Source organism: Sodaliphilus sp. (assembly GCF_045598405.1).
Lineage (GTDB): Bacteria > Bacteroidota > Bacteroidia > Bacteroidales > Muribaculaceae > Sodaliphilus > Sodaliphilus limicaballi.
In genome coordinates, this window is sequence record NZ_JAZLLZ010000020.1 from 1 (window position 1) to 7,834 (window position 7,834).

5 protein-coding genes are annotated in these 7,834 nt (G+C 51.1%); all 5 read left to right on the forward strand.

From position 1 onward, the window contains the following. The first annotated feature begins 619 nt into the window (after nt 1-619). The 5 genes from ACKI3C_RS02030 (at nt 620) to ACKI3C_RS02050 (ending at nt 7,301) form a co-directional block, all read left to right on the forward strand. On the forward strand, nt 620-1,237 hold the full coding sequence (locus tag ACKI3C_RS02030) for a TetR/AcrR family transcriptional regulator (protein WP_407401534.1): 618 nt from the start codon (nt 620-622) through the stop codon (nt 1,235-1,237). A gap of 10 nt (nt 1,238-1,247) precedes the next feature. Continuing rightward, nucleotides 1,248-2,621 (forward strand): TolC family protein, encoded by a 1,374-nt coding sequence (locus ACKI3C_RS02035; protein ID WP_407401536.1) that lies wholly within the window; start codon nt 1,248-1,250, stop codon nt 2,619-2,621. A gap of 87 nt (nt 2,622-2,708) precedes the next feature. Then, nucleotides 2,709-3,767 (forward strand): efflux RND transporter periplasmic adaptor subunit, encoded by a 1,059-nt coding sequence (locus ACKI3C_RS02040; protein WP_407401537.1) that lies wholly within the window; start codon nt 2,709-2,711, stop codon nt 3,765-3,767. Between the two features lie 44 nt (nt 3,768-3,811). After that, a complete protein-coding gene (locus ACKI3C_RS02045; RefSeq protein ID WP_407401539.1) occupies nt 3,812-6,973 on the forward strand; it encodes an efflux RND transporter permease subunit in 3,162 nt (1,053 codons plus the stop codon). 34 nt (nt 6,974-7,007) lie between these two features. Then, nucleotides 7,008-7,301 carry a PG0541 family transporter-associated protein gene (locus tag ACKI3C_RS02050; protein WP_407401541.1) on the forward strand — a complete coding sequence of 98 codons (294 nt, stop codon included), beginning with the start codon at nt 7,008-7,010 and terminating at the stop codon, nt 7,299-7,301. Nucleotides 7,302-7,834 lie beyond the last annotated feature (533 nt).

Consider the following 7,834-nt stretch of genomic DNA (forward strand, 5'->3'; position numbering starts at 1 on the left):
TCGCTCAATATAGCACAAATCCTGACACAATGATAATCTAAAATCTTGTTCTTGCCCTAATGGACTTTCTGGGTTAAAACGTGCAAGGTTGCGGTCTTCAACCGCAGTATAGTGTATCGCGTTTACCCTGCCCTGCCTTCGCTTGCGCTCAGTTAGGACAGGGTTATGTGCAGAACTGCGTTCTGCGTGTCGGCTTTCAGCCTCTCGTTACAAAATCTTGTGTGATCAGGGTGATCCGCGCGGGGAGTCCGCAAAAATAGCATTGGTGTATAGTTATGGGGAAAAATCGTTCCATCCATATCTTCTATACACGATAATACACATGTTTAGTTCCATTTGTGAATAGTTACCATCAAGTGGGGGCGATTGGTCCATTTTTCCTATTGTTTTTGCATTATTACCTTTTTAATATATTATAGGTTCAGAAAACTCTGAAAACTTTTGCAGTTTTTAGAGTTTTGTGGTAATTTTGCATCGCATTTTGCAGAAATGTCTATTTTCTACAAGTGCCGCGCTGCCATGTGGCAGTAATTTTGCAGCCACAATATTGAGAGAGACTGCACACGTTTTTTAAAGTTTGCGCTGGCGTTGACGCTAGCGTAGGCAATAAAGATTGTTTATGGATAACAGAGAGTTAATTATCAACCGAGCACACAAGCTGCTCATGGACATAGGTCCCACATCGATGACGATGGACATGGTGGCCCGTGCCTGCGGCATCTCCAAGCGCACACTCTACGAGACCTTCCCCGACAAGAAGACGCTCATCCTCGAATGTGTTGCTGTCGAGCACGCACAACACGACCTTGAAGCCCAGAAAATATTTAGGGAAGCAAGCAACTGCTTTGAAGCTCTATTCAAGATATTCAAGACCACAAGGCTATACCTCGACAAGCGGTCGCAAGCGTTCATCGACGACATGCAACGCCTCTATCCCGAGGCTATAGAGCGTCACAACAGCAATGAGCGACAGTTTGTCATCCACATGGGCAAGGTGCTCAAGCGCGCTCAGGACGAAGGGCTTGTGATTTCAGGCATCAACAACGATATTGCCTCGTTCATCTTCCTCAACCAGATTAAATCGCTGCACAAGAATCCAGGCATCGATGCCATGGGATTCGACCGCTTCACCGTCTATGAGGTAGCGTTTATCAATTTCCTGCGTGGCATCGCCACTATCAAGGGTATCGAGTATATCGACCTACAAATCGAATCACTACGCACAAACAAAAACTAGTATATAAATTATGTTCAAGAGAAATTTACTTATGACCTTGCTGCTGGCAGCAGTAGCACTAGGGTCGCAGGCACAGGATGTCATGACCCTGTCGCTTGACGACTGCATTAAGATTGCGCTCAACGACAACCCCTCCATCAAGATCAACGAGATGGAACTCGAGCGCGTTGACTATGCTAAAAAAGAGGTTTTGGGCAAGCTGTTCCCCGAGATCAGCTTCAGCGGCCAGTACACACGCAACATCGCGTTGCAAACTATCTACATCGATGCTGGAGCCATGGGGGCTATGGGCGGCGCCACAGGTGGCGAGACAACTGGCGATGAGAAGCCTAAAGGCATGAAGATGGGACGTGAGAACACCTACACCACAGGTTTCTCGGCTACTGTGCCCATCATCGTCCCCTCGCTGTGGAAGACCATCAAGCTCAGCGACAACGAGATTCTGCAAAACCTGGAGACATCGCGCGCCAACAAGCTGGCACTCGTGAACAAGGTGAAGAACGCCTACTATGCGTTGCTTCTCGCTCAGGACACTAAGAGGGTGATCGAGCATAACCACAGCACAGCGCAAAATCACGCTGCCATCTACCAGAAGAAGTTTGAGCTGGGCACAGCCAGCGAGTTTGACGTGCTACGCGCTAATGTTGCTGTGACCAATCTCGAGCCCTCAATCCTCGACGCCGACAACTCTATCAAGAAACTCAAGCTGCAACTCAAGGTACTCATGGGCATGGACGCTACCATTGAGATTGCTCCCAAGGAGTCGCTCGATGAGTTCAAGAGCACCATGTATGAACATGCGCTCAACGCCGACACATCGCTCGTTTTCAACACTGACCTCAAGACCCTCGACCTCAAGACCGACCACCTCAACAAGGCGCTCGACGTGCAGAAGGCATCATGGTATCCCACTCTCACCGGTAGCGCTAACTACATGTGGAACTCAATGAGCAACGGCAGCCCGTTCAAGAACTTCATGTGGAACCCCATGTCGAGCGTGGGCCTCACCCTTGCTATTCCTCTGTTCCAGGGCGGACAGCGCTACTTCAAGCAGAAACAAGCCGAAATCGCTGTGCGCGAGATGAAGTGGCGACGCGAGGACCTCGAGCGCTCGCTTCACACCCAAGTGCAAGTGCAGATTGATAACCTCAACAAGAGTATCAAGCAGATCGAGAGCAACAATGCTGGCGTGAAGCAGGCGATTAAGGCTAGCGAAATCAAGAACCAAAGCTTCAATATAGGTGCAGCATCGTTCATTGAGCTGCGCGACACCGACGACGCTCTCATGAATGCTCAACTCAGCTATTACCAGGCCATCTACAACTATCTCGTGGCCGACAGCGACCTCGAATTTGTGCTCGGTAACTCTAATTATGCTAATTAAGAGTTTAAAGGTTTAAGAGTTTAAAAATTTAGGTTTTCCTCTTTAATCCTTATCAATATTGATAATAACAAAACAAAACATTATATAATGAAAACAAAACAATTTATGCTCCTGGCTATGGCCGCAACCATGCTGGCTGCCTGCACAGGAAAAGACGACAAGAAAGGACAGGAAGAAGAACTGCCCATGGTTAAGGTACAGTCGGTCTATCAAGAGACTGTGACACTCACCAGCGAGTACACTGCCACTGTTGAGGCGTTCAAGACCAACAACATCGCCTCCAACAACGGCAACCGCATCAAGCGCATCCTCGTGGATGTGGGCAGCACCGTGCGTGCAGGACAGAGCGTTGTTGTCCTCGACGACGTGAACATTGCCACACAGCAGGCTTCCATCGACCAGCAGCGCATTCAGCTTGCCAACCAAAAGCGTGACCTCGACCGCGCAAAGGAACTCGTGAAAATAGGCGGCGGCACACAGCAGGCTGTGGATCAGCTCCAGGCTACTTACGATGCACAAGCACGCGCCATCCAGTCGAGCCAACGCATGCTCAGCACCATGGGCGAGAACACAGTTCTCACTTCACCCGTGAGCGGCGTTGTCACTGAAAAGAATTACAACAACGGCGACCTCCCTGCCGGACTGCCCATCCTCGTCATCGAGCAGCAGCAGCCCCTCAAGGTCATCGTCAACGTCAACGAGAGCGACTTCCCCAAGGTGAAGCAAGACATGCCCGTTGTGGTTAAGCTCGACACCTATGGCGACGAGGAATTTGCCGGAAAGGTTTACCTCATCCACCCCTCGATCGACCCTGCAAGCCGCACTTTCCAGGTTGAGGTTACAATCGCCAACACCAGCAACAAGATTCACTCGGGCATGTTTGCACGCGTTACCTTCAACTTCGGTTCACAACAGAGTGTCGTAGTCCCCGACCAAGCAGTGCAGAAGCAGACCGGTAGCGGCGTGCGCTATGTATATGTTTACAACACTAACGGCACAGTGAAGTTTGCACAGGTCGAACTGGGTCGCCGCCTGGGCAACCGCTATGAGATCTTGAGCGGTCTCCCCAATGGTGCACAGGTCGTAGTGAGCGGACAGTCTCGCCTGAGCGATGGCGCTAAGGTGAAACTCGACAACAGCAAGTAAGTCAAAAAACAGTGGTATTAACCAAATAAGCAACACACTATACTATGAGTTTATATTCAAGTTCAGTGAAAAGACCGGTTACCGTCATCCTCATCTTCGTGGCGGTGTCCATCATCGGTCTGTTCTCACTGCAGAAGCTACCCATCGACTTGTACCCCGACATCGACACCAATACCATCATGGTCATGACGTCCTACGAGGGTGCAAGCGCGCAGGATATCGAGCAGAACCTCTCGCGTCCGCTCGAGAACACGCTCAACTCGGTTGAGCACCTCAAGCACATCACTTCTAACTCTAAGGAGAACATCTCTATCATCACCCTGGAGTTTGAGTATGGCTACGACATCGATGCCCTCACCAACAACGTGCGCGACAAGCTCGACATGATTCGCAGTTTCTTGCCCGACGATGCTGGTAACCCCGTCATCTTCAAGTTCAGTACCGACATGATTCCCATCGTGCTCCTCTCGGCGCAGGCCGACGAGAGTATGCCGGGTCTCTATAAGATTCTCGATGAGAACGTTGCCAATCCCCTGGCACGTGTTGACGGTGTGGGTTCGGTATCAATCGCCGGTGCTCCCAAGCGCGCCATCTACGTCTATCTTGACCCCGTGCGCATGGAGGCCTACAACCTCAGCGTCGAGGGCATCGCTGCACTCATCGGTGCCGAGAACCGCAATATTCCTGGCGGTAACTTCGACATCGGTAGCGAGACCTACGCGCTGCGTGTGCAGGGCGAGTTCAAGGATCCCAGCGAGATGGCTGGCATCGTGGTGGGTGTATCGCCCACAGGCGGCGTGGTTCACCTGAGCGACGTGGCTCGCATCGAGGACCGACTCGAAGAGCGCGCCCAGGAGGCTTTCAACGACGGCAAGCAGGGCGCGATGATTATCGTGCAGAAGCAGAGCGGTGCCAACTCGGTGGAAATCTCCAACAAGGTTCAGAAAATCCTTCCCGAAATCCAGAAGGGTCTGCCCAGCGACATCAAGCTCGACTACATCGTCGATACTAGCGACAACATTCGCAACACCATCGCATCGCTTGCCGAGACAGTGCTCTACGCATTGCTCTTCGTGGTCATCGTGGTGTTCTTCTTCCTGGGACGCTGGCGTGCTACTGTCATCATCACGCTCACCATCCCCATTTCGCTCATCGCTTCGTTTATCTATCTCTATGCAACGGGCAACACCCTCAACATCGTGTCACTGTCATCACTGTCAATTTCTATCGGTATGGTGGTGGACGATGCGATCGTTGTGCTCGAGAACGTGACCACCCACATCGAGCGTGGTGCCGATCCCAAGCAGGCTGCCGTGCATGGAACTAACGAGGTGGCGATTTCGGTTGTCGCATCTACTCTCACCCTCATTGCGGTGTTCTTCCCGCTCACTCTGGTCACTGGTATGACCGGTGTGCTCTTCCGTCAGCTCGGTTGGATGGTTACCATCATGATGATCATCTCTACCACTGCTGCACTCTCGCTCACTCCCATGTTGTGTAGCCGCATGCTGCGCTTGCAGACCAAGGCCAACCAGAGTGTGTTCTTCCTCAAGGTGTATGCTCCCATCGAGCGAGTGCTCGACAAGATCGACAAGGTCTATGCACGCCTGCTCCATGTGTGCGTCACTCACCGCTGGAAGACTACTATCGCGGCTCTCGTTGTGTTTGTCCTGACTATGGGTCTTGCCAAGTATGTGGGTAGCGAGTTCTTCCCCGTGAGCGATAACAGCCGCCTTGGTGTCACCCTCGAGCTGCCCATCGGCACACGAGTTGAGGTTGCCAAGGAGGTGACTTCACGCCTGTTCAAGGAGTGGAAGGAGAAATACCCCGAAATCAAGGTGTTCAACTACACCGTGGGTCAGGCTAGCAGCGACAACACATTTGCGTCGATGCAGAGCAACGGCTCGCACATCGTGTCGATGAACATTCGCCTTGTCAACCCCGGCGAGCGTGACCGCGGCATCGTGGAAATCGCCGGTCTCATGCGTGAAGACCTCAAGCACTATCCCGAGTTCAAGAAGGCTCTCGTCAACGTGGGCGGTAGCCGCGGACAGGGCATGAGCGGACAGGCAACACTCAACTACGAGATCTACGGATATGACTTCGAGAAGACCGATAGCACTGCACAGCGACTCAAACGACTGCTCAGCGGCATCAAGGGTGCTGCCGACATCAACATCAGCCGCTCGGACTACCAGCCTGAATACCAGGTGGACTTCGACCGCGAGAAACTGGCTATCTACGGCCTCAACTCAAGCACTGCTGCCACAGCGTTGCGTTCGCGCATCAACGGTAGCACCGCAAGTTACTTCCGCGAGGACGGTGACGAGTATGACATCAAGGTGATGTATGACCAGCAGCACCGCCAGAGTCTCGAGGACATCGAGAACATCCTGCTCTACAACAACCGCGGACAAGGCATCCGACTCAAGGAAGTCGGTACTGTTGTCGAGCGTTTCACTCCTCCCACCATCGAGCGTAAGGACCGTGAGCGCATCATCACTGTATCTACCGTTGTCCAGGATCGTCCCATGAGTGAAATCATCGAGGAGGCACAGCCCCAAATCGACAAGATGGACATCCCGCAGGGCGTTAACATCCAGTTGAGCGGTTCTTACGAGGACCAGCAGGATTCGTTCCGCGACCTGGGTATGCTGGGCATCCTCATCATCATCCTGGTTTACATCGTGCTTGCTGCACAGTTTGAGTCATTCACTTATCCTGGCATCATCATGACCTCAATCATGTTTGCGTTCTCGGGTATCATCCTCATTCTGTTCGTCACAGGCACCAGCCTCAACGTGATGTCAATGATCGGTGGTATCATGCTCATCGGTATTGTGGTGAAGAACGGTATCGTGCTCATCGACTACATCACGCTCAACCGTGAGCGTGGCATGAGCATACGCCGTGCCGTTATCGACGGCGGTGAGTCACGTCTGCGTCCTGTGATCATGACATCGCTCACTACTATCCTCGGTATGGTGCCCATGGCATTGGGTAGCGGCGAGGGTTCAGAGATGTGGCGTCCCATGGGTCTCGCTGTGATCGGTGGTCTCACATTCTCTACAATCCTCACACTGCTCTTCGTGCCGTCGCTCTACACCATCTTCGCGTTCAACGGCATACGCCGCAAGCGCAAGCAGTGGGCACAGAAGCTGGCAGCAAAGCAGCAGCCCAAGGAACTTTGGGTGCGTGAGAAGTAAATTCATATTAGGTAAAATATAACAGATAATCAATATGAAAGCAATATTTATAGCATTTGACCAGGCCTACTATGAGCAGTTGGTCGACGACCTTCATAACATGGGTTGTCGCGGCTTCACTGCTTGGCAAGAGGTGCAGGGACGCGGCAGCAAAACCGGCGAACCCCACTATGGCAGCCACGCATGGCCTTCGATTGCCGGAGCAATGTTTGTGATGTGCGACGACGAGAAGGTTGACCGTGTCTTGAATCATCTCAAAGCACTCGACGAGGCCACTCCAAAGCTAGGCCTGCGCGCATGGGTCCTCCCAGTGGAGCAGACAATATAACAACAGTACTTTATTCATGTAAAAAAAGGGACCAAGCACTCGCATGGTCCCTTTTTCGTCTTTCGTCAAGGCAACCGCATCAAAACTTGCCAAAACTTCCCGACTTCCCCCACGGAGTATTGGATAAGGGGTTTTATTCCTAAAATGGTATAAAAAGGAAAAAAACAGATTTTTTATAACTGAAAGAAATTTAAATAATTAAAAGAAATTATTCTATTGTCCTTATGTTCTTTTGTCAAGAAACCACAGATAAAACAGATTATCTCTGTGACCTCGGTGAGCTTTCTCACGCAGATTGCGCAGATTTCGCAGATTACGCAGATTTTTTATTTTATGTTTATTTTCAGTTTATTTCAAGCGTAGCGCCATCACCTATTCAGATCACCTCAGTAAAAAAGGGCGCTGCGCTTGAAATTGACTAAAAATCAACTAAAAATTATTCTTTTGTCCTTGTGTTCTTTTGTCAAGAGACCACAGATTAAGCAGAAATAAGGGAATTATATTTCAGATTAAGTCAGATTTTCCCATTGATT

What these genes read in the sequence shown, in the direction of transcription:
- ACKI3C_RS02045 (WP_407401539.1), top strand. Translation starts at nt 3,812, where the DNA reads ATGAGTTTATATTCAAGTTCAGTGAAAAGACCGGTTACCGTCATCCTC.
- ACKI3C_RS02040 (WP_407401537.1), top strand. Translation starts at nt 2,709, where the DNA reads ATGAAAACAAAACAATTTATGCTCCTGGCTATGGCCGCAACCATGCTG.
- ACKI3C_RS02035 (WP_407401536.1), top strand. Translation starts at nt 1,248, where the DNA reads ATGTTCAAGAGAAATTTACTTATGACCTTGCTGCTGGCAGCAGTAGCA.
- ACKI3C_RS02030 (WP_407401534.1), top strand. Translation starts at nt 620, where the DNA reads ATGGATAACAGAGAGTTAATTATCAACCGAGCACACAAGCTGCTCATG.
- ACKI3C_RS02050 (WP_407401541.1), top strand. Translation starts at nt 7,008, where the DNA reads ATGAAAGCAATATTTATAGCATTTGACCAGGCCTACTATGAGCAGTTG.